2 protein-coding genes are annotated in these 1,208 nt (G+C 55.7%); both read right to left on the reverse strand.

Features of this window, described 5'->3' with window-relative positions:
- Nucleotides 1-38: 38 nt before the first annotated feature.
- On the reverse strand, nt 39-881 hold the full coding sequence (locus CAG47_RS27600; protein ID WP_371917253.1) for an IS3 family transposase: 843 nt from the start codon (nt 879-881) through the stop codon (nt 39-41).
- On the reverse strand, nt 878-1,208 hold a 331-nt coding region (locus tag CAG47_RS29205), incomplete at its 5' end, for a transposase (protein ID WP_256577580.1). The genes CAG47_RS29205 and CAG47_RS27600, both read right to left, overlap by 4 nt.

Below are 1,208 nucleotides of genomic sequence, written 5' to 3' on the forward strand. Positions count from 1 at the left end.
TGTTCTGGTCAAGTTTTTCCGGACACCGATTACGGTGATCAAGCCGCCTGCTGCTCCATGGCTATTGGCGACAGGTAGTTGTTGTAGCTGTGGAGCCTGATTCGGTTGTATCGCATGAAGAAGCTGGTCATATCCTGTCTGGCTTCTTCAATTTCCTTGTAACCCCTGGTGGGCACCCACTCTGACTTGAGCGTCCCAAAGAAACGCTCTGTTGGCGCGTTGTCCCAGCACTGCCCTCTGCGGCTCATGCTTTGCGTTATCCCGTGCTCAAGCAGCTCGGATTGGAAGCGCTGGCTGGTGTATTGGCAGCCTTGATCTGAATGAAACATCAAGCCCGCATGCTTGCCTCGAACCCCCACCGCCATCCTCAGCGCCCTGCTAACCAGGTTGGCGTCATTGATCAGAGAAAACGCCCAACCAACGATCCGGCGGGCGAACAGATCAATCACTACTGCCAGGTGGTACCAGCGCTTCCCGACCATCAAGCTGGTAACGTCGCCGCACCAGACCTGGTTGATGGTTGTCGGCTCGAAGTTACGCTCGAGCAGGTTCTTGGCCACAAAGGCTTCGACGCCTCTGGAGCGATACTGATGCCTGCGACGCTGTCTGCTGGCCAGATTTGCCTCCTCCATGAGTCTTCCGGCCAGATACCGTCCTACCTTGAACTGCTGGGCCTTCAAGTGCTCAGAGATCATTCTCGCGCCTACGCTTCCCCGGCTTTCAACGTGCAATTGCACGACTTTTGCTCTAAGCGCGTCACGCTTGGTATTCGGCGCTGAACGGCGGCGAAGCCAGTCGTAAAACGCACTACGAGATACGCTCAGCGCACTGCAAAGCAGGCTGGTCGGATACGAGCCTGACTCCCTCAGCTCCTCGATCAGGAAAAACGATCGGGATCCGACATCAAGAGAGCCGTAGCCTTTTTTAAGATTTCGGCCTCGGTCTCCAGGCGTTTGATTTTGGCGCGTAGCTGCTGGAGCTCTCGCTGTTCGTCGCTGATGGCCTTAGTACCGGATAATGGCTGGCCTTTTTGACGCTCTTTACGAACCTGATCTACCCAGCGGCGTAGGGCCGTAGGGCCGACATCCATTGATGCACAGACGTCAGGAATCGAGCAGTTGTCATCAAGAACCATGCTGGCAGCACGTTGCTTGAACTCGCGGGTATAGGTCTTTCGCTCTTGCATGGAACCTCCTGATTGGGCGAAT

The sequence above is a fragment of the Pseudomonas sp. R37(2017) genome (assembly GCF_002113375.1).
Taxonomy (GTDB): Bacteria; Pseudomonadota; Gammaproteobacteria; order Pseudomonadales; family Pseudomonadaceae; genus Aquipseudomonas.